The organism is Pseudomonas retamae, from assembly GCF_043496865.1.
GTDB classification, from domain to species: Bacteria; Pseudomonadota; Gammaproteobacteria; order Pseudomonadales; family Pseudomonadaceae; genus Aquipseudomonas; species Aquipseudomonas retamae.
Genome location: NZ_JBIEIL010000010.1, coordinates 143,948 through 165,003, shown reverse-complemented (window position 1 = coordinate 165,003; position 21,056 = coordinate 143,948). Strand labels below are relative to the sequence as shown.

General features: G+C 62.3%; 8 protein-coding genes (1 of these 8 cut by a window edge). 5 read left to right on the top strand and 3 right to left on the bottom strand.

The features are described from left to right. Window positions 1–112: 112 nt before the first annotated feature. Entirely contained in the window at window positions 113–1,732 is a 1,620-nt protein-coding gene (gene pvdP, locus ACGSLL_RS19990; protein WP_394507656.1) for a pyoverdine maturation tyrosinase PvdP, read from the bottom strand. A 185-nt stretch (window positions 1,733–1,917) separates the two neighbouring features. Here pvdP and pvdM point away from each other — a divergent pair, with 185 nt between their 5' ends. From pvdM to ACGSLL_RS19965, 5 genes are all read left to right on the top strand, one after another. Next, window positions 1,918–3,288 (top strand): pyoverdine-tailoring dipeptidase-like protein PvdM, encoded by a 1,371-nt coding sequence (pvdM, locus tag ACGSLL_RS19985; RefSeq protein WP_394507655.1) that lies wholly within the window; start codon window positions 1,918–1,920, stop codon window positions 3,286–3,288. Next, complete coding sequence (gene pvdN / locus ACGSLL_RS19980) at window positions 3,285–4,565, top strand: pyoverdine-tailoring periplasmic protein PvdN (protein ID WP_394507654.1); 1,281 nt, start codon at window positions 3,285–3,287, stop codon at window positions 4,563–4,565. The genes pvdM and pvdN overlap by 4 nt, the downstream gene beginning before the upstream one ends. Window positions 4,566–4,594: 29 nt before the next feature. Then, window positions 4,595–5,503, top strand: coding sequence for a dihydropyoverdine dehydrogenase (gene pvdO, locus ACGSLL_RS19975; protein ID WP_394507653.1), 909 nt, complete (start codon window positions 4,595–4,597; stop codon window positions 5,501–5,503). A gap of 149 nt (window positions 5,504–5,652) precedes the next feature. Further along, window positions 5,653–7,302, top strand: a complete 1,650-nt coding sequence (locus ACGSLL_RS19970) for a cyclic peptide export ABC transporter (protein ID WP_394507652.1) — start codon at window positions 5,653–5,655, stop codon at window positions 7,300–7,302. A gap of 117 nt (window positions 7,303–7,419) precedes the next feature. Further along, complete coding sequence (locus ACGSLL_RS19965) at window positions 7,420–9,882, top strand: TonB-dependent siderophore receptor (RefSeq protein WP_394507651.1); 2,463 nt, start codon at window positions 7,420–7,422, stop codon at window positions 9,880–9,882. Window positions 9,883–10,977: 1,095 nt separating this feature from the next. On the opposite strand, the gene ACGSLL_RS19960 is transcribed toward ACGSLL_RS19965, so the two are convergent. Together ACGSLL_RS19960 and ACGSLL_RS19955 are read right to left on the bottom strand one after the other, a co-directional pair. Continuing rightward, on the bottom strand, window positions 10,978–11,937 hold the full coding sequence (locus tag ACGSLL_RS19960; protein ID WP_394507650.1) for an alpha/beta hydrolase: 960 nt from the start codon (window positions 11,935–11,937) through the stop codon (window positions 10,978–10,980). A gap of 52 nt (window positions 11,938–11,989) precedes the next feature. Beyond that, window positions 11,990–21,056, bottom strand: partial view of a non-ribosomal peptide synthase/polyketide synthase gene (locus tag ACGSLL_RS19955; RefSeq protein ID WP_394507649.1) — the 3' portion only. 5,921 nt of this gene lie beyond the right edge of the window; only the last 9,067 of its 14,988 coding nucleotides appear in the window; the start codon falls outside the window, past its right edge — the gene reads right to left on this strand; it ends in the stop codon at window positions 11,990–11,992.

Below are 21,056 nucleotides of genomic sequence, written 5' to 3'. Positions count from 1 at the left end.
TAGGGTGAGGGGCTTTTGATTTTGCTTATGCTCTGGCTCTCGATTCTGACGCCATTGCGCTCGCTTCATTTCTGAGAGCGAGCCTGCTCGCGAATGAACGATAACCCAGCCCTCAAGCCGGGCTGGTTTTAGCCTTCAGGTTGCGTGCATACCAAGGTCGTTGCGGCACGCGGCGGAACAAACCTTCAAGTTTTTCTTCGTCGGTGAGGAAGGTGATGCGCAGTGCCAGCTTCATGGTTTCGGGGTCCATTTCGACTGTTTTGCCTGTCTGCAGGCCGGGCGTGGTGCTGCAGCCGTGGGTGATCGGGCCCAGCCATGGGTCGTCGATTTCGACCCAGCGCCCGGGGGCGAACCATGGCACGCCATTGACTTGCAGGCGCTTGACTTCGCCCGGATGAAAACGCTCGTGGGCGCGAAACCAGTCTTCGATGCGGTCATCGATCCAGCCGTGGAAATACCAGAACGCCGGATTGACGTGCGAGGAAAACGGATCGCCGAGGAAGTCGTTTTCCGGGCGGTACCAGCGCGCGGCGAAGTCGGCCGGATCGCGTGCGAACGGCACCGGCTGGCCATTCGCCGGATCGCGCGGCACCGAGGCCCAGCGCATGTGCAGCCAGTCGTGCAGGCCCAGCTCGACCTCGGAGCCGAACTGGCCGAGGGTCAGTCTGGCCAGGTACGCCGGATCCCGGTACTGCGACTCCCATACCTGGAAGTTGCTCTCATAGGTTTCGGCGGTTTTGATGTCGCTGACCCACTGGCTGAATTCATCGTCGCCGGCGGCGGTCCAGGTCGGCGGTAACGCGGTGCCGTCGTGGTTATCGAAATAGCGGGCAAAACCGAGCCGGTCGCGGATCAGTTCCGGCTGCGGCAGCGGGAAATACTCCCACGACGGCAGGTCCTGCATCGAACGCGCGGTGCCCAGCATGTGCCGGTGCATGAAAAAGAAGTCAACGCCGGAACCGTTGCGATCCTTGCGCGGGCCACGGGCATCGCGCTCGTGGTCGCGGGGGCCAGGTTGCCAGCCGATGCCGCGCAGCGCCTCGCGCTTGTCTTCGGGAAGTTTGTGCCACTTGTCACGGGTCGCATGCCACAACTGGTGGAACAGGCGATGCTCGGGAGAAATCAGCCACGCCAGCAACGTTTCGTTCAGCGGTGTGCGTTCGCGGGCTTCGGGAAACGTTTGCTTGACCGCAACGAAACGGTTGTCCTGCACGGGCCAACTCAATGGTCGGTCAAGACGCAGCGCTTTGCCGCTGAGGGTGCCGCTGCCGGCATTGCCGAAGTCGGCCCAGACTTCATCGAGGATCATTTCCAGCTCGTAGCCGATCTGGCCGTCGGCGCCGATCAGCCGCCAACTGAGTTTCGCGGCATCGGCCTTGGCCAGATCGCCGAGAATCCGGTAACGCGGTGCGTCATCAGAGCGCAGACGCTGCGGCGTGTCGAGGAACCCACAGACGCCGCGGCCCTTCTGGCCGATATCGAGGAACACTTGCAGACCGGTTGGCGGCAAGCCTTCAAGGCCGGCATCGGCGCCTTCGAAACGGATATCCCAGACCCCGCGCAAGGCGTTCGCCAGGCGCTGGCCGGCCACGTCTGCCACATCGAAAGAGGCTTCGCCCGGGGTGATCGTCGGGTCCGGTTTTGTCCATTCGCGATGCCCGAAATAAGCCGCTGGCACGGCCGCGCCGGTCAGCGCCAGACCGGCCATGAACCATCGTCGAGAAATCTTCATTGCCCTACCTGTGTCAGCCATGAAGCAGGCTTTATCCAAGCTAGAACGTTTGTTGCTCCGGCAAATTTAAGCGGCATGTTCGCCAGCACGCGGCCAGCCTAAATTTCCCCGCCGATCGCTCGTTCTTCCCAGATAGCAAAGGCCACCGCGCCTGCACCTCACTGGCGAACCCGACTGAGATGGCAATGACAAAACCACGTTCGAAAAAGGCTCTATTCATCGGCCTGCCGTTAGCCCTGGCGATCAGCGCCGGCGCCGGCTTTGCCGTGTGGCACCACTGGTTCAAGGACGAGCTCGGCTACCCGGTCAAAGTGATGCAACAGGCGGATGAACTGCACGAACGCATGCTGTCCTTCGACAGTCACGTCAGCCTGACGCAGAACTTTGGCACCGACGGCCATGAAGCCGACAAGGACGGCGACGGTCAGTTCGACCTGGCCAAGGCCAATCGCGGGCGACTGTCCGGTGCGGCGCTGACCATCTTCGGCTGGCCGGAAATGTGGAACGGCCCGAACGCCCCGCACAAACCGACGCCCGGCTTCGTCGACGAGGCGCGCAACCAGCAGGAAATCCGCTTCAAAATCATCACCGGCATGGTTCGCGACTATCCCAATCAAGTCGCCATCGCCTACACGCCGGACGATTTCCGTCGCCTGCACGGCGAGGGTAAATTCGCGATTTTCATCAGCATGCTCAACGCCTACCCGCTGGGCCACGACCTGAACCTGCTGGATCTGTGGACGGCGCGTGGCATGCGCATGTTTGGTTTCAGCTACATCGGCAACAACGACTGGGCCGATTCGTCGCGGCCGCTGCCGTTTCTCAACGATTCACCGGACGCCCTCGACGGCCTCTCGGATCTGGGCAAGCAAGCGGTCAAGCGTCTCAACGATCTGGGGGTGATCATCGATGTGTCGCAAATGTCGAGCAAAGCCCTCGAGCAGGTCGCGCAACTCAGCCGTACCCCGCTGATCGCCTCGCATTCGGCGCCGCGGGCGATGGTCGATATTCCGCGCAACCTCAGCGACAAGGAAATGCAACTGATCAAGAACAGCGGCGGCGTGGTGCAGATCGTCGCGTTTTCGCAGTACCTGCGCCCGCTGACCCAGGCCACGCAGGACAAACTCAACGAGATGCGCAAGGACTTCGACCTGCCACCCCTGCCCAACCTGGCCATGGCCCTGATGCCCGGCGACCCGATCATCGCGGCATGGTCCGAGCAGAAATTCGGCCAGTACGCCAGCCGCCTCTACGGCATCCTCGAGGAGGAGCCCAAAGCCAGCCTCAAGGACTTCGGCAACGCCATCGATTACGCCGTCCGCAAGATTGGCATCGACCACGTTGGCATCAGCTCCGACTTCAACGAGGGCGGCGGCGTCAAAGGTTTCGAGAATGTGGGCGAGATTCGCAACGTCACCGCCGAGCTGATCTCGCGCGGCTACTCCGAAGCGGACATTGCCAAGCTGTGGGGCGGCAACTTCCTGCGCGTCTGGGATCAAGTCGAGAAAGCCGCAAAACCGGTACTGGCCACCGCGCCGGGAACCGCCACGCCATGAGCAATCGTCGTGACTTTCTCAAGCAGGCCGGGATTCTGGCCGCCGCGCTGCCACTGGGGGCGAGCCTGCCGAATGTCGCCCGTGCGGCAAGCAATGCACCGCTGCGGCGCAACCAGTGGGCGCAATTGCAGCAACTGTTCGAGCAGGATCCGGACTATCTGCACTTCTCCAACTTCCTCATCACTTCGCACCCCAGACCGGTGCGCGAGGCGATTGCCCGGCATCGCGCCGCCCTCGATAAAAATCCCGGCCTGGCCATGGATTGGGATCTGGGGGTGATCGAACAGCGTGAAGAAAACGTGCGGGTCTGGGCCGGCCGTTACCTTGAGGCCAGCCCGAAACAGATCGCGCTGACCGGCAGCACCACCGAAGGCCTGGCGACGATTTATGGCGGCGTGCATGTACGCGCCGACCAGGAAATCCTCACCACTGTTCATGAACATTACGCCACCCACACCACCCTTGCGCTGCGCAGCGAACGCGACGGCACGCGGGTGCGCAAAATCGCGCTGTTCAAGGACGTGTTCAGCGCCAGCCAAGCCGAAATCCTTGCCAGCATCGACAATGCGATCCGCCCGGAAACCCGCGTACTGGGCATGTGTTGGGTGCATTCCGGCAGTGGCCTGAAGCTGCCGATCGGCGAAATCGGTGCAATCGTCGACAAGCACAATCGCGGCCGCAGCGATGCCGACCGCATCGTCTACGTGGTCGATGGCGTACACGGCTTCGGCGTCGACAACCTGAATTTCGCGCAGATGAACTGCGACTTCTTTATCGCTGGCACACACAAATGGATGTTCGGCCCACGCGGCACCGGGATCATTTGCAGCCGCTTCGAAGAGGTGAAATACGTCACCCCGGTGATTCCCACCTTCTCCGAGGCCACCGCGTTCTCCACCACGATGACGCCCGGCGGTTATCACGCTTTCGAGCACCGCTGGGCGCTGGACGAAGCCTTCAAGTTGCATCTGCAACTGGGCAAGGCTGAGGTCGAAGCGCGCATTCATGCGCTCAACAGCTACCTCAAGCGACGCCTGCAACAACGTCCGCAGATCGAGATGGTGACGCCGCTGAGCCCGCAATTGTCGGCCGGTTTCACCTTCTTCCGGGTCAAGGGCAAGGACAGCGACAAGGTCGCTGCGCATCTGATGGCCAACCGCGTGATTGCCGATGCCGTGCACCGCGACGTAGGCCCGGTGATCCGCACCGCCCCCGGTCTGCTCAACGACGAAGCGCAGATCGACCGCCTGCTGGCCGTGCTCGATCAGGCCCTGTGAGCACCCTTCTTCTTTTAGTGAGAGCCGCCATGAAATCCGTACCACGTCGTTTTCTTCTGCAGCCTTTGCCGGTGCTGATGCTCGGCACCCTCGCTGTCCTGTTGTCGCCGGCTGCCGTCCAGGCCAGCACCCCGCTGGCACCCGGCAAGGTGTTCAAGGACTGCAAGGACTGCCCGGAAATGGTCGTGCTGCCGACCGGCACGTTCACCATGGGCACCCCGGACGACGAAGTCGGGCGCGAGCCTGACGAAGGTCCGATGCATCCGGTGACGTTCGCCAAGCCGCTGGCGATCAGCCGTTTCCAGATTCTCAAAGGTCAGTGGGACGCCTACCTCAAGGACACCGGCTACCAAATGCCCGATGGCGACACGCGCCCCGGCCGGGCGTGCAAGGCCGGGATTCCCGACTATCAGGGCAGCGACCCACGCAAGCAGTACACCGACAGGCATCCGGCGGTGTGCATGGACTTTGCGGAAATCGAGGCCTACGTGGCGTGGCTGTCGAAAAAGACCGGCAAGGCTTATCGACTGGTCAGCGAATCCCTGCGCGAATACGCCGCCCGTGGCGGCAGCAGCGGCCCGTTTCCCTTCCCATTCGATGAAGGCAAGGAATACAGCATCGCCCGACACGCCAATACTTATGGCGCCGCCGATGGCTACAACTTCACCGCGCCGGCCGGCAGTTTTCCGGCCAACGCCTTCGGCGTCTACGACATGCACGGCAACATCTATGAATGGACTGCCGATTGCTACAACGAGAACTACATCGGCGCGCCGAGTGATGGCAGCGCCTGGCTGAGCGGCAAGTGCGAAGTACGGCGCATCCGGGGCAATGACTGGGGCGAAGCGCCGGTGTTCTCGCGCTCGGGCAATCGCAACGCCACCTATACCGATACCCGCGGCGACTGGATCGGCTTTCGCGTCGCCCGCGATCTGTGACGCCAGTACCCGGCTAAATTCGCCGTCCTGCCAGTCGTTTTACAGGTGGGCACGAACCGCCACGGCGCGCCACCGCCCTCTACGTCATCCAGGCGAACCCCGCGCTCCGGCATGCCGGGCTTCGCCGCTCTTTCAAGCAGGGAACCTCCATGAGCAAACCAACACGCGGGGTGATCAACGAATTGTTCGCCCTGCTCAAACCCTTTCGGTTGATCGTCATCGTCTCGACCCTGCTCGGCATGCTCGGCGGTCTGAGCGTCACCGCATTGCTGGCGACCATCAATAGCGTGCTGCACAGCGAAGGCGCCGTCAGCAACAGCATGGTCGCGGTATTTGCCGGGTTGTGCCTGCTGGCTCTGACCAGTTCGATTTGTTCCGACATCGGCACCAACCATGTCGGCCAGCACATCATTGCCAGATTGCGCAAAGAGCTGGGGGAGAAAGTCCTGTCGGCGCCCATCGAGCAGATCGAACGCTACCGCAGCCACCGGCTGATCCCGGTGTTGACCCACGACGTCGACACCATCAGCGACTTCGCGTTTGCCTTTGCCCCGCTGGCGATTTCCATGACCGTCACGCTCGGCTGCATGGGCTATCTGGCCCTGTTGTCGTGGCCGATGTTCCTGATGGTGGTGGTGGCGATTGCGCTGAGCACGGTCATCCAGTACATCGCCCGCGGTCGTGGCATGCAGGGCTTCATGAAGGCCCGCGACTACGAAGACGAGTTGCAAAAGAATTATCACGCGGTGGCTGAAGGCGCGAAAGAACTGCGCATCCACCGCCCGCGCCGCCATCGCATGTTCGTCTCGGGCATCGAAGGCACGGCGAAGAAGATCTGCGACACCCAGGTGCGGTCGGTGAATATCTTCGTCATCGCCAAGACGCTCGGCTCGATGCTGTTTTTCGTGGTGATTGGTCTGGCGCTGGTCCTGCAATCGTTCTGGCCGAGTGCGGACAAAGCGGTGATCAGCGGTTTCGTACTGGTGCTTCTGTACATGAAAGGTCCGCTGGAACACTTGATCAGTACGCTGCCGATTGTCAGCCGCGCGCAAATCGCCTTCCGCCGCATCGCTGATCTGTCAGAGCAATTCTCCTCGCCCGAACCGCACCTGCTGCTCAGCGACCAGGCGCCGAAAAACAATGTTGTACACAGCCTTGAACTGGACAATGTGACTTACAGTTTCCCGACTGTTGAAGGCGCAGCGCCCTTCCGTCTCGGGCCGGTGAATCTGAAGATCGAACAGGGCGATATCGTGTTCATCGTCGGCGAAAACGGCTGCGGCAAGACCACCCTGATCAAACTGCTGCTGGGCCTGTACGCGCCGCAGCAAGGTGAGATCCGCCTCAACGAGCAGTTGATCGACGCCGCGAACCGCGATGATTACCGCCAGTTGTTCACGACGATCTTCGCCGATTATTACCTGTTCGACGACGTGGTCCAGGGCGACACGCATATCCCCGAGGACGCCAACAGATACCTGCAACGGCTGGAGATTGCGCACAAGGTCAGCGTGCGTGACGGCGCCTTCACCACCACCGACCTGTCGACCGGGCAGCGCAAGCGTCTGGCGCTGGTCAACGCGTGGCTGGAGGAACGCCCGGTGCTGGTGTTCGACGAGTGGGCCGCCGACCAGGACCCGACGTTCCGACGCATCTTCTATACCGAGCTGCTGCCTGACCTCAAGCGTCTGGGCAAAACCATCATCGTCATTTCTCACGACGATCGTTACTTCGACGTGGCCGACCAACTGGTGCGGATGAACGCCGGCAAAGTGCTGACCGAGCTGCAACCGGCCTGATTGTGAAAAATGTGTAAAAAAACTGTGGCGTGCCTTTCCGGTTTTCGACGGGCTCAACGTCTTATCTACAGTTAATAGAAATAGTTCTCAGTCAACACTTTGAAGAGTAGAAGAATAATGCCCGCACCGCACGGACTCCACCCGCTCGCCAAGGCTCTGCTGATCCGCCGCTCCTTCCGTTCCACCTTGCCGGCACTGTGCGCCATGGCACTGACCCTGCCGATCATCGGCCAGGCGCAGGCTGCGGCCGTGGCGATCAATATTCCTGCACAGTCGCTGGGGAGCGCTTTGCAGGAATTCGGTCGCCAGACCAACCTGCAAGTGCTGTACAGCCCGGATGAAGTCAGTGGTCTGCGCAGCAGCGCGGTCAGCGGCACCCTCGAACCGACGGCCGCGATCGCGCAGTTGCTCAAAGGCACCGACATTGCCTACAGCGTCGACGGCAACAACGTCGCCCTGCGCTCGCGCAGCAGCAGCGGCGCCAGCCTCGACCTCGCCCCGACGAACATTTCCGCCACCGCCGAATCGGCCTGGGGCCCGGTCGACGGCATCGTCGCCAAACGCAGCGCCACCGGCTCGAAGACCGACACCGCAATCAAAGTCATCCCGCAGACCATCAACGTCGTCACCCAGGACGAAATCAAGATGCGCGGCTCGCAATCGGTCACCGAAGCCCTGCGCTACACCCCAGGCATGACCGGCGGCGGCTTCGCTGACCGGGTGAAGATCTTCGACGAACCGACCTCGCGCGGCTTCTCGCCGACCCCGTTGTACCTCGACGGCCTGCACATGCCGTATGGCGGCGGCAGCACCGGCGGTTCGCTGCAAATCGACCCGTACACGCTGGAGCGCATCGAAGTGCTCAAGGGCCCGGCCTCGGTGCTGTACGGCCAGAACCAGCCCGGCGGTATCGTCAATATGGTCAGCAAGCGCCCGACCGCCACCCCTTTGCATGAAGTGAAGATTGGCGGCGGCAGCTATGACCGTAAATACGGCGCCTTCGACCTCGGCGGCCCGATCGACGACCAGGGCGAATTCCTTTATCGCCTGACCGGTGTGGTCAACGACAGCGGCTCGGCGATCGACTACGCCAGCCAGAACCGCATGCTGCTCGCACCGAGCCTGACCTGGCTGCCAAACGACCGCACCACCATCACCGTATTCGGCCAGTACCAGAAAGACCACGACGTACCGGAAGCCCAAGGCTTGCCGGCCTTCGGTACGGTCAAGAGCACTTCCAACGGGCGCATCGGCCGCAGCCTGTTCATCGGCGAGCCGGACGTGAACAAGTACCACCGCGAACAGTTCGTGGTCGGTTACGAGATCGCGCACGAACTCAACGATGTCTGGACCTTCAAGCAGAACGCACGCTACGCCGACGTCAACGACCAGTACGTCGCGCCGCTGCACGGTTATTCGTTCCCGACCAACCCGGTGACCGGCCTCGACGACAACAGCTTCCAGAGCCGCTACGCGGTGGACTGGTCGCAGCACAACAAGGTCTACGGCATCGATAACATCGCCCAGGCCAAGTTCAACACCGGCGAACTCGAGCACACCGTACTGTTGGGCGTGGACTATTACCATTCCAACTCGAAATTCCTCGGTCTGTACGACCGCACCGCGCCGGGCATCGATCTGTACAACCCGGTGTATGGCAGCGCGATCAACTTCCGCCAGCCCTACAAGTGGGACAACACCATCACCCAGACCGGCCTGTACGCCCAGGACCAACTGCGCTGGAACCAGTGGTTCCTGACGCTCGGCGGTCGTTATGACTTCGCCGAAACCGATAACAAGCAACCCCTGACCGGTGGCCACAGCAACCAGAAGGACGAGAAATTCACCGGCCGCGCCGGGCTGGGCTACGAGTTCGAGAACGGCATCACGCCCTACGTCAGCTACGCCGAATCGTTCCTGCCGCAAACCGGTACCGACCTGAGCGGCAGCGCCTTCGAACCGACCACTGGCAAGCAGTACGAAGTGGGTATCAAGTACGAACCGACCTTCGTCGACGGTTTCATTCAACTGTCGGCTTACCAGATCGACCAGGACAACATGCTGACCACCGACCTCGACAACCCGGGGTTCAGCGTGCAGAGCGGTACCGTTCGTTCACGTGGCGTGGAGCTGGAAGGCAAGGTCAACGTTACCCAGAACCTGCGCGTACTCGCCGCTGTGTCGCGTAACCAGACCAAATGGCACAGCGCCAACGATGGCCGCGAAGGTCGCACCGTGGCCATGGCTCCACCGTTGACCGCGTCGGCGTGGATCAACTACGACTTCGATATTTCCACGGCGCTGGCCGGTTTCGGCATGGGTCTGGGTGCGCGCTATGTGCAGCAGAGTTACGGTTCGGACTACGAGTCGGATTCTTTCCAGGTGCCGTCTTACACCGTGTATGACGCGATGGTTTCCTACGATCTGGAAAAATCGCCACTGCATGTCAAGGGTGTGAAGTTGCAGGCCAACCTGCAGAACCTGACCAACGAGAAGTATGTGGCTGCGTGTAATGGCACGCTTGACTGCTACTACGGTGAGAGCCGGACGATGACGGCTGATGTGACTTACAACTGGTAAGGTTTTCAGCACATTGAGTTTGAGAAAAAACGCCGGCGATTGCTGGCGTTTTTTTTGGTTATTTTTTTGCGCGTGGCGGCCTTTGGGCCGGCCATGCTCTTGGGTTTTGGGTGAATATCCGTTTTTTTGGGTGTTGCGGCTGGCGGTTTCGCTTTTACAGCGAGTCCCTTTGGCAAACGCCCCAAAGGAACCAAAGGTCTGGGCCCCGGCGTACGGCCCTCGCAGGCTCGGGTTCCTTCGCTCCGGGACCGATCCGGGCGCAGCGGCTACGGTTTGCTTCGCTGCACCTCCTTCCGCTGTGTCTGGCTGCGCCAGACGGTCGCTACGCTCCCACCCCCGGATCGATCCCTCCACTCAGCCTGCCGAAGGGGCCGGCACGGCAAGATCAAGAGCACTCGAGCTGGCGCTCATTGTAATGAGTGGTGGGAGCGGGAGTCTGGGTTGGGGTTGGTTTGGTTCGTTGTAGAAAATTACAGTTGATGGTTATGAATGCGGATTACCGATTCGTGCGTGCAGACCCTGCAGATCAAAAGCCCCTCACCCTAGCCCTCTCCCGGAGGGAGAGGGGACTGACCGGGGTGGTTGCGAAAGATCTGCCGACGTGAAATACCGAGTCAAACACAAGTTTTGAACGACACACAAATCGGCTCCCTCTCCTCGGGGAGAGGGCTGGGGTGAGGGGCGAATCCACTGAAGATCTCAAGCCATACGGCGCTTCTAACCACTCAACAATGAGCGTTAGCTCGCGTGCCCTTGATCTTGCGTCACCGGCGACGTCGGAAGGCTGAGCGCAGGGATTGATCCGGGCGTGGGAGCGCAGCGACCGTCTGGCGCAGCCAGACACAGCGGAAGTAGGTGCAGCGAAGCAAACCGTAGCCGCTGCGCCCGGATCAGTCCCGGAGCGAAGGGACCCGAGCCTGCGAGGGCCGAACGCAGGAGCAAGCGTTTTGGGTTACCTTTTTGGCGTTTGAAAAAGGTGACTCGCCGTAAGGGCGAAACCGCCAGCCGCCACACCGAAAAAAACGGATATTCACACAACCAAACCACAGCCTGGTCGGCCCAAAGGCCGCCAAGGCCGCCAAGGCCAAAACAAAATCACCCCCGAGCAAACGCCTGAGCCAAACGCCGGGCAATAAACGACTGCGCCTCTTCAGCCTCATCGACAATCGCGCCCATGCGCAGAAAGTCGTGCGTCATCCCCGCATACACCTTGAGCTCGACAGCGACCCCCGCCGCCTGCAAATGACGCGCATACGCCACCCCCTCATCATGCAGCGGATCACACTCGGCCAACACCAGCAGCACCGGTGCAACATCAGCCGAGACTTCCCCGAGCAACGGCGAAAACCGCGGATCGAGACGATCACCCGGCTCACGCTGATAGTGGCTGTAAAACCACTCCAGCGACGCCTTCTCCAACAGATGACCTTCAGCAAACCGCTCGATAGACGATGTGCTACGACTGGCATCGGTAACCGGATAGATCAGCACCTGCAAACGCGGTCGAGCCGCAGCATCTGCCAGTTGCGCCGCCAACACCGTAGCAAGACTGCCGCCCACGCTGTCACCGGCAACCGCCAGACGCGAGGCATCCACGCCGAGATCCGCGGCACCGGCCACCAACCAGTCCCAGGCATCATGGGCATCATCCGCTGCAGTGGGAAAGCGAAACTCCGGCGCCAGCCGATACGCCACCGACAGCACCACGCAGTCAGCCATCACGGCCAGCGCCCGGCACAGCGAATCATGGGAATCGAGGCTACCAACCACGTAACCACCGCCATGGAAATACAACAGCGCCGGTCGGCCAGCACCCGCGCTCAAGGGCTGGTTACTGTAGATCCGTGCATTGAGCAGCGCGCCATCGCGCACCGGCAATTGCAGGTCATCCACCCCGTGCAGTTCCTCACCGCCAGCGTCCATCAACAGTGAAGACTGATCGAATTGCTCACGCGCCTCGGTCGGACTCAGTTGGTGCATGCCCACGCGTTTACCACTCGCCCGGCCGTTGCCGACCAGTTGCAAAAACGCGGCGATATCAGGGTTCAACGACATTCAATAATCTCCAGCGCGGTCGAGCGCCACAGGCGCCCCACCGCTGTTCAGTTCAGGACATGGCTACAGGTTCAACGATCTCGCCGAGCATTTCTTCAGCCTCGGACAGGAACGTTGCATCGCGCGGAATCTGGAAGTGCCCGCAATCGAGCCATTCACCGCCCATGCCCGGCTGCGCCAGTTGCGCCGCCAATTGCACGGCTTCCTCTTCACGGCCCAGGGTCCACCAGCACATTGGCGTGATCGCCAACGGTGTGCAGCGGTCCAGTTGCAGCGACAGCTGTTTGAGGCGGCGGGCGACGCCAAACACATGGGCCAGTTCATCGGCGCCCAGCGCCACGTAGGTCGAAGTCCCGCGTTCGCTGCTCATGGCCCGGGTGAACAGTGCGCGAAGGTTCTGCGGGGTTTCTTCGCCGTCGATACTCAAACCCGGCGCGGCATCCGGCAGCGTCACTTGCAGGAAGTCACGCAAGTCGGCTTGCCAGTCATCAACCGCGCCTTGGTCGACCTTGGCCGACGGCACGAAGCTGTCCACCAGACCGACAAATTTCACCGTCTGCCCGGCTTGCTCCAGTTGCGCCGCCATCAGCATCGCCAGGGTTCCGCCCAGTGACCAGCCCAACAAGTGGTACGGCCCGTGTGCCTGTTTGGCGCGAATCTGCGCAACGTAGTCGCTGGCCATGCTCTGCAGCGAGACGTCGTGGAACGTCGGATCGAGGAGCATCCGCGACTGGATCGCCAACACCTGGCGGCGGCCGCTCAGGCGACGCGCCAACGGCTCGTAATCAAACACCGTGCCAAAGCCCGCGTGGACGCAGAACAACGGCGCTACGCCGTCGACGTGAGCATTCATCGCTAACAGCCCGGAGGCTTTTTCGGCGCTGCCCTGCACGCTGGCCACCAACTCGGCGATGCTCGGTTTCTGCATCAGGTCGCGCAGTTTCAAACTCAGGCCCTGTGCCTTGAGCACACGGCTACGGGCGATCACTTGCAGGCTGAGAATCGAGTCGCCGCCCAGTTCGAAGAAGTTGTCGGTGAGGCCGACGCGTTCGATCTTCAGCACGTCCTGCCAGATCTTCGCCAGCGCCTTTTCCAGCTCGGTGCGCGGCGCCAGATAAGCCTGCCGCTGTTCGGCATCCGGGTTCGGCAAGGCCTTGCGGTCGAGCTTGCCGTTCGGCGTCAGCGGCATACGCTCGAGCAGCATCAAGTGCGCAGGCACCATATAGTCCGGCAGGCTAGCCTTGAGCTGTTTGCGCAGGGATTCGCAGAAACCGTCCACCGGCACATCCGCCGTGGCGAGAACATACCCGAGCAATTGCTTGCCGCTGACGCCTTCGCGAGCCACGACGGCGGCATCGCGCACGCCGGGTTGCTGCTTGAGACGCGCCTCGATTTCGCCCAGCTCGATGCGGAAACCGCGGATCTTCACTTGCTGATCAATGCGTCCGAGATAGTCGACGGTGCCGTCTTCGCGCTGGCGCACCAGGTCGCCGGTGCGGTACAGACGGCTGCCGTCGGCGCTGAACGGGTTGGCGACGAAGCGTTCGGCGCTGCCGCCTGCGCGGCCAAGATAACCACGGGCCAGTGCCCCCCCCAGGTACAGCTCACCGGCAAGGCCCAGCGGCAGCGGATTGAGGTCGGCGTCGAGCACGTAACCGTTACGCTCGCCGACCACCGTGCCAATCGGTGCGTAGGCCGCACCGCACACATCGTCAGCGCCGGCCTTCCAGATCAGCGGCGTGACCACGGTTTCCGTCGGGCCATAACCATTGATGATGTACGTCGGCTTGAGCGCGCGTTTGGCCAACTCGAAACTTGCCACCGGCACCGCATCGCCACCGAAGCAATAGATACGCACCGCAGGCGGGTTGCCGTGCTGCTCGGCGTGCTCGGCCAATTGTTGCAGGTACACCGGCGGAAACGCCGCCACGGTCACACCGTATTCATGCAGCGCTTCGTAAGTCTGCTCGGCGGTCCACAGGCTGTCGTCACGGATCAGCAGACGCGCGCCGTGGGTCAACGTGGTCAACCAGCGCTCATGCGCACCGTCGAAGGCGAACGACATGAAGTGCAATTCGCAATCGGCCGCGGTCATTTCGTAACGCTGACCGATCGCCTCGCAGTGCATCGCCAACGGCCCGTGGGCGACGCCGACGCCTTTCGGCAGGCCGGTAGAGCCAGAGGTGTAGATGACGTAAGCGAGGTTGTCCGCATGCACGGCGACCTGCGGTGCGATGTCGGGCTGACCACTCAGATCGAGTTGATCCAGCTCCAGCACAGGCAGACCCGCCTGCGCCGGCATGACCTCACGCAGACTGGAATCGCTGAGCAACAGGGCGATGCCGGAATCCCCCATCAGGTAACTCAGACGCTCGCGTGGATAAGTCGCATCGAGCGGCACGTAAGCGCCGCCGGCCTTGAGCACCGCGAGCAAGGCCACGATCAGGTTTTCGCTGCGCGGCAGCGCGACACCGACGCGCACTTCCGGCCCTACGCCTTCAGCGATCAACGCATGGGCCAGACGGTTGGCGCGAGCATCGATTTGCGCATAGTTGAACGCCTGGCCGTTGCAGATCACCGCCGTCTGCCCGCCCTGCTCCAGTGCCCGTTGCGCAATACGCTGATGCACCGCCAGCGCCGGCGAAGCGGCTGGCAGACTGTGCGCAACTGCCAGCCGGCCGCTCGGCAAGCCAATCCGCCCCAGCGGTTGCGCAGCATCGTCGGCCAATGCAACGAGCAGGCCTTCCATGTTGGCGCGAATGCCTTCCACGGTTGCGAGATCGAAATGCTCACGCAGGAACATGTATTCGATCACCAGCCCCTCTTCGAGCGTGACCATCAAGTCCATCGGAAAGTTGGTCAGGCCGGCGTTGCTGATCTCGCCGAATTTAAGCGAGTCGTCGCGCCATTCGCGCAGCGCCTGATCGATCGGGTGGTTTTCGAAGACGATGATGCTGTCGAACAACGCCTGCCCCGCCCGCCCGGCCCAACGCTGCACGTCGGTCAGCGGGGTGTATTCGCGCTCGCGCAGTTCGAGGTTGAAGTCCTGCAGGTCACGCAGCCAGTCGCCGACCGCTTGCTCGGCCGGCACGTCCTTGATCACCGGCAAGGTGTTGATGAACAGGCCAAGAATCGACTCCGACGCCGGCAGGCTCGCCGGGCGCCCCGCCACCGTCGCACCGAACGCCACGCAGCGCTGGCCGCTGTAACGGCTGAGCAGCATCAGCCACGCGCCCTGCACCAGGGTGTTGAGGGTGACTTGCTGCGCTTGCGCAAAAACCTTGAGCTGTTCAGTGCGTGCGGCGCCCAAGCGACTGTACAGCGCCTCGTGACCGCGACCGCTGCCAGTACGCGCCACGGCGTCGGCAAGGTAAGTCGGCTCGTCGAGCTGGCTCAATTGCTCGCGCCAGAAACCTTCGCTGGCCGCGTCGTCCTGCTGCTGCAGCCAGTTGATGTAATGACGGTACGGCACCGCATCGGCCAGCGGTGTGCCGGAGTACTGGCTCAACACCTCGCCGATCAACTGCGAACTGCTCCAGCCGTCGATCAGGATGTGGTGATAGGTCCAGATCAGTTGATAACTGTCCGCGCCAACCTGCACCAGCGTCAGGCGTTGCAGCGGTGGTTGATCGAGATCGAAACCTTTGGCTCGCTCGGCATCCGCCAATGCTTGCAGCGCTTCGGCCGAGTGATCCTGGTCACGCCAGTCGAGCAGGCAGAACGGCAGTTGCGGATCGGCGAGAACAAACTGCAGCGGCTCGGCCATGTCCTGCCAGAGGAAACCCGTGCGCAGGATGTCGTGACGACGGCTGACGCTGGCCCAGGCCGCGTGCAAACGCGCCGGCTCAAGGCCTTGCACGGCAATGCTCAACTGGTTGATGTAGAGGTCCGATTCCGGCGAATTCAAGCCGAGGAACAGCATGCCCTGCTGCATCGGTGACAGACGATAAAGCCCGGCCAACTGATCCTGCGCCAGCGGTAAATCGGCGACTTGCGCGTCACTCAGGCCATGCAGCGGCATCTCGATCAGCGCCGTCGGCGCAGCGTTGCTGGCGCTACCGACGCGCTGGGCCAATTGCTCGATGGTCGGATGCTGGAACAGGTCTTTTGGGCTCAGTTCCAGGCCTTGCTGACGGGCGCGGCTGACCACCTGAATGGAGACGATCGAATCGCCGCCCAAGGCGAAGAAGCTGTCGTGGGTGCTGACCTGCGCCAGACCCAGCACGTCCTTCCAGATATCCACCAGCGTCTGCTCGGTGGCGTTGACCGGTTCGACGTGTTGTTGCACCGCGTTCAATTCCGGCGCCGGCAAGCGCTTGCGATCGATCTTGCCGTTGGGGGTCAGCGGCAGTCGCGCCAGCCACAGGCGATGGCTGGGCACCATGTAGTCCGGCAGGGTTGCGCCCAGCCAGGTGCTGAGGCGGTCGTACAGATCCGCTTGCAACTCGGCACCGGCCTCAATCACTGTCGGATCGACCGGTACCAGATAGGCGATCAGTTGCTGGCTGCCCGTCACTTCACCGGCAATCACCACCGCTTCGCGCACGTCGGCATGCGCAACCAGGCGTGCTTCGATCTCGCCCAGTTCGATACGCAAGCCGCGAATCTTCACTTGGTGATCGATGCGGCCCAGGTATTCGAGGTTGCCCTGTTCACGCTGGCGAATCAGGTCACCGGTGCGGTACAGGCGTTCGCCGTTGCCGCTGAATGGATTGGGCACGAAACGTTCGGCGGTCATCGCCGCACGGCCGAGGTAACCGCGGGTGATGCCAGCGCCGGACAGGTACAACTCCGCCGCAACGCCCTGCGGTACAAGATGCAGATCGGCATCCAGCAAATGACTGGCGCTGTGATCGAGTGCACGACCGATGCGCGGCTGGCCACCGGCAATGCGGCGGGTCCAGGTCGAATAGGTGGTGTCTTCCGACGGGCCGTACAGGTCGTAGACGTGTTCAATGTTCGGTTGTTGATACAGCACGTCGACCAGGCCTTGCTTGAGCGGTTCGCCGGCCAGGTTGATGATCCGAACGCTTTGCGGAATCTGCCCGGCACGTTGCAGCGCGGCGATGGCCGACGGTACGGTGTTGATCAGGCGCACCTGATCACGCGCCGGCAATTGCGCCAGCTCCAACGCGTTGCGCGCGATGATCAGCGAGCCGCCGTTGGCCAGCGTTACGAACAGCTCCCACACCGACAAATCGAAGCACACCGACGTCGACGCCAGCACACCCTGAATATCATCGCGGCTGTAGACCCTGGCCGACCAGTCGATCAGCGCCATGACGTTGCGATGGGCAATCGCCACGCCTTTTGGTTGGCCGGTGGAGCCGGAGGTGTAGATCACATAGGCGAGGTTGCCCGGCTGCACGTTCGTTTGCGGCGCAACGGTTGCGTAGTCGCTCAGGTCAACCTGATCCATCAACAGCACTTGGGTTTCGGCCGGAACGCTCAACGTCACCGCGACCACTTGCTCGGTGAGCAGCACTCGCGCGCAGCTGTCCTCGAGCATGTAAGCGACGCGATCGGCCGGGTAATCCGGGTCCAGCGGCACATAGGCGCCACCAGCCTTGAGCACTGCCAATAGCGCGATGAGCAATTGCTCGGAACGCGGCATCGCCACGCCCACCCGCACTTCCGGGCCGACGCCCATTTCGATCAGTTTGTGCGCCAGACGATTGGCCTGTGCGTCCAGTTCGGCGTAAGTCAGTTGACGGTCGCTGAACATCACTGCCAGCGCATCCGGCGTCGCCGCTACCTGCTCGGCAATAGCCTGATGAATGCATTGTTCAGTGACGAACGAGGTGTCAACGCACGGAGCGTCTTCGATCAGTTGCAACTCGCCAAGCGTACGTTCGCTCGATTCGCTCATCTGCCCGAGCAAACGCTGCAGGAATTCGCCCAATTGCGCCACGCTGTGCGCGGCGAAGCTGTCACGCTGGTAGCTGAAGTGCATGGACAATTCATCGCTCAGGTGCACCAGCAGAGTCAGCGGGTAGTTGGTCTGTTCATGGTTGGCGATCTCGCCGAAACGCAGTTCTTGCGGCGCGCCCTGCGCCAGCGCTTCGGACACCGGGTAGTTCTCGAACACCAGAATATTGTCGAACAGCGCTTCACCGTTGCGCGCCGCCCAACGCTGAATGTCGAACAACGGCGTGTGCTCATGCTCGCGCAGCGTCAGGTTCTGTGCCTGTACGCTTTGCAGCCACTCGCCAACACTGAGTTGCGCACGCGGGCTGGCGATCACCGGCAGGGTGTTGATGAACAGGCCGATCTGCTGTTCGACGCCTTTGAGTTCGCTCGGGCGCCCCGCCACCGTAGCGCCGAACGCCACGCTCGCGTGCCCGGTCAGACGCTGCAACAGCAGCAGCCACGCCGCTTGAATCAACGTGTTGAGGGTGACTTTCTGCTGTCGGGCGAACTCGCCCAACTGCCGGGTTTGCAAAGCATCGAGCACACAGAAATGCTCGCCATGGCCCTGTTGCTGTGCGTCGTCACGCTGTGCCTGAAGTGCCGGCGCCAACAAGGTCGGCGCCTCCAGGTCAACCAATTGCGCGGTCCAGTAGTGTTCGCTGGCCTGGGCATCCTGACCTTGCAGCCATTCGATGTAATCGCGATACCGCCCGGCCAGCGCCGGCTGAGCGATTCCGCTGTAACGCTGCAAGACTTCGCCAAGCAACTGCGAGTTGCTCCAGCCGTCCATCAGGATGTGATGGTTGGTGTAGATCAAATGGCAGCGCTGCTCATCGAGGCGCACCACCACCATCCGCAGCAACGGCCCCTGACTCAGGTCGAAACCCTGCGCCTGCTCGGCCGCGGCCAGTGCATTGAGTTCATTCGGGCAAGCGCCGCGCTCGCGCCAGTCGAGCACGCTGAACGGCATCGCCAGCTGTTTGTGCACCACTTGCAGCGGACGCGTCAGCTCGCCTTGCCAGACAAAACCGGTACGCAGGATATCGTGGTGGTCCACCGCCGCTTGCCAAGCCTGCTGGAAGCGCTGCGGGTCGAGGCCTTCGACGTCGAGGCGAACCTGGTTGAGGTAATCACCGCTAGCCTGCTCGTAGAGACTGTGGAACAACATGCCCTGCTGCATCGCCGACAACGGATAGACATCGGCGATCTGCTGCACCGGCACCGGCAAGCCGTCGAGTTGCGCCTGAGTCAGCCCGGCCAGCGGGAAGTCCGAGGGGGTCAAACCTTCAATGCCCGGGGTCAGACAATGCTCGATCAGCGCGGTCAGCTCGTCAGCGTATTGCGCCGCGAGTGCTTCGATGACCGCCGTGTCGAAACGCTCGGTGCTGAAGGTCCAGCCGACGCGTAATTCACCGCCATACACCTGGCCATTAAGGGTCAACCAGTTACCCAGCGGCGCGTCCGGGCTCTGGTCGAGGCCGGCGTTGTCCGGCGCGGGGGCAAACAGCGCCGCCTCGTCAGCGGCGAAACTGCCGTCGAACTGGCCGAGGTAGTTGAAGGTGATACGCGGCGTCGGCAAGGCGCGCAGGCTTTGCTGTGCGTCGGCATTGCCGAGATGGCGCAATGCACCGAAACCGATGCCCTTGTTGGGGATCGCGCGCAGTTGTTCCTTGATCTGTTTGATCGACTCGCCCGTCTCGGCGGCGGGAGTCAGACGCACCGGGAACAGGCTGGTGAACCAGCCCACCGTGCGAGTCAGGTCGACGCCGCCGAACAAATCTTCACGGCCGTGGCCTTCGAGCTGAATCAGCGTCGACGGTTGCCCGCTCCAACGGCCGATCACCCGCGCCAGCGCGGTCAGCAGCAGGTCGTTGACCTGGGTGCGATAGGCCGCCGGCGCTTCTTGTAGCAGCTGTCGGGTCAGCTCCGTGCCCAGCCTGGTCTGCACGGTCTGCGCCAGTCGATTGTGCTGCCCGGCATCCATGCGTTTGCAGGGCAAGTCGGTGCTGACATCACGCAGACAGGCCTGCCAGTACGCCAGCTCCAGCTGCAACGCCGCGCTGTTGGCGTAGCGCTGCACGTGTTCGCTCCAGTCCTTGAAGGCGCTGGTTTTCGCCGGCAGGCGCAGCGGCTGGCCATCGAGCAATTGCTGATACGCGTTCTGCAAATCTTCGAGCAGAATCCGCCACGAGACACCGTCAACCGCCAGGTGATGGATCACCAGTTGCAAACGCTGCGTGCCGTCAGGCAGTTGCGCCAGCACCGCGCGCAGCAGCGGCCCGTTTTGCAAATCAAGGCTGCGCTGGGCGCGGTTGCCCAAGGCTTCCAGTGCCGCGGCATCGGCGACCTGCTCCTGCCACAGCAGATTATCCGGCAGGTTTTCGACGGCACGGTGCTCGGCCTGCCACACGCCATCGCGCTGAGTGAAGCTCAGGCGCAGGGCATCGTGATGGGCAACCAGCGCCCGCAGCACTTGCTCGATCTTGTCCGCATCCAGTGGCTGACGCGGCTTGAGCAGCACCGACTGGTTCCAGTGATGGCGCTCAGGAATGTCGTCCTCAAAGAATTGCTGCTGAATCGGCAGCAGCACCGCTGCCCCGCTCACCGCTTGTTGATTGATCGATGAGGGTTCAGCGCCCCATTGCGCGACCAGCGCCAGGCGCGCAATGGTCTGGTGCTGGAACAGGTCTTTCGGGTTCAAGCCAATCCCGGCCTGACGCGCGCGGCTGACCACTTGAATCGAGATGATCGAGTCGCCGCCCAATTCGAAGAAATTATCGTTAAGGCCGACTTGCGGCAGCTTCAGCACGTCTTGCCAGATCGCCGCCAGACGCTGTTCCAGCTCGCTTTGCGGTGCCTGAAAAGCCTGCTGGGCCTGACTCGCATCCGGTGCTGGCAGCGCATTGCGGTTGAGTTTGCCGTTGGCGGTCAACGGCAATTGCGCGAGTAGCAGCAGGTGCGCCGGGATCATGTGATCCGGCAGGTTTGCCTTGAGCTCGGCACGCACGCTGTCGCGCCACTGCGCCTGCTCGGCCGCACTGGCCTCAAGCAACGCAGGGTTCTGCGGCACCAGCCACGCGACCAGTTGCTGGCCGCTGAGGCCCGATTGCGCGAGCACCACGGCCTGGCGCACGGTTTTTTGAGCCTGCAGTTGCGCTTCGATCTCGCCCAGTTCGATACGGAAACCACGGATTTTCACCTGATGGTCG